Origin of the sequence: Mesorhizobium sp. M0227, assembly GCF_040321855.1 — a bacterium.
Taxonomy (GTDB): domain Bacteria; phylum Pseudomonadota; class Alphaproteobacteria; order Rhizobiales; family Rhizobiaceae; genus Mesorhizobium.
This window is the reverse complement of record NZ_JAMYSJ010000065.1, coordinates 1-1,403: the sequence shown is the minus strand read 5'-3', so window position 1 is coordinate 1,403 and position 1,403 is coordinate 1. Positions and strand designations below refer to the sequence as shown.

The window sequence follows — 1,403 nt, the reverse complement described above, 5'->3', positions numbered from 1 at the left end:
TAATGCAGTTCACTTAGGCACCTTCAGTGTTCTGACAGGATATTTGGCTGGTAGCTTTTTGACGACACGGGGGCATGATCGCCCCCGTGTTTTTGGGAGGATGAGGTCTCCCAGCCGTTGTCTTAATCGGATGAGGTGTGCGGGTAGTTTTGCTGGCGCTTCGATCGCCATCCACCCCCATTCGTGACGAATGTAGTGCAGGGCTGTGGTGAAGCTCAATTCGGTTGGCTTGACCTCGGCTTCAGAGGCAACCTCGGCCATTTCCAACCGCACCAGATTGTAAGCCAGCAAGGCTCCCCAAACTTCCTGATAAACGGTCTGCGGTGTGCCGCTGCGCAGCGTCAATTCGCTGCCAAGAAGCTCCTGCTTCAGCTCTCGATAGCTGGTTTCGATCCGCCAGCGGTCTTCGTATTGCTGCACGATCTCCTGGGCAGGATAGGCCTTCTTGTCCGTCAATGAGGTGAGCAATATTCGCTTTTGCCCATGCCGGTTGACCGTCTCGATCGCCCGAGCTTCCCAGAATGTCGGCAAGTCGGGCTCGGCCTCGCGTGCTTGCGGCGAGACTTTCATGCGCACCCGATAGTCGGTGGCGTTCTGGTCCAGGCGCTGCCATGCACTGTTGCCTTTGGCCGGCAGGAGCCAATGACGTTGCTTGCCCTTCGATTGAAGCTGCAGCAGCAGGCTGGCGCTGAAAAAGCCCTTGTCGAAGACCGTCAGGGATTGGTCCGGCACTTGGTCGAGCAAGCTCTTGGCATAGAGCATCTCATTCTTGCCGTAGATCCCAAACACCGCATCACGCACCAGGTGCGTGGCGAGCGCCGTCAGGGTCAAGAGCCGTAGCTGCGGATAACTTGCAACAGCGCCGGATGCATAGGCTTGCGCTCCAAAATGCGCGCGGTTCTCCACGCTGTCGGCGACACGCAATGTGCTGCCATCCACGGCATAGCGCGCAAGACCCCGCCAGCCTCGCCCGACTTGGTGTCGCTCGTCCCAGCACGTCGCGCTCATCGCAAACAACTGCGCCAGCGGCGCCTGGCCTAAGCGCTGGCGGGCCTGCGTCAAGGCGCTCTTGGCAATGTCCGGGTTCACCTCATCGGGCAACACCAGATCCAGATGGGCCACCACCTCAGGCATGGACTGATGACGATACAAGGAAAGCGCAATCACCAGCCAGACAACTTGCTCGGCGGGGAGCTTGCGCTTGCGGATGCTCGCCTTGCCGCTGCTGGCAAGCGCCAAGGCGATCCATTCCGGATCAATTGCACCCGAAAGTGCCGATAAATCGGCTGTATGTCCTATGCGACCTGGCATCTCAAAACACGAACAGGATGGAAACGAATCTCCATCCTGTTCGATAGGTCTTACCAGATCCTCATCCAGCCCAACTTAAGTGAACTGCATTA

Annotated in this window: 1 protein-coding gene; it reads right to left on the bottom strand. The window is 58.2% G+C overall.

The window, feature by feature from the left end:
* Positions 1-9 precede the first annotated feature (9 nt).
* A complete protein-coding gene (locus tag NKJ00_RS32145) occupies positions 10-1,311 on the bottom strand; it encodes an IS4 family transposase (RefSeq protein ID WP_128306115.1) in 1,302 nt (433 codons plus the stop codon).
* Positions 1,312-1,403 lie beyond the last annotated feature (92 nt).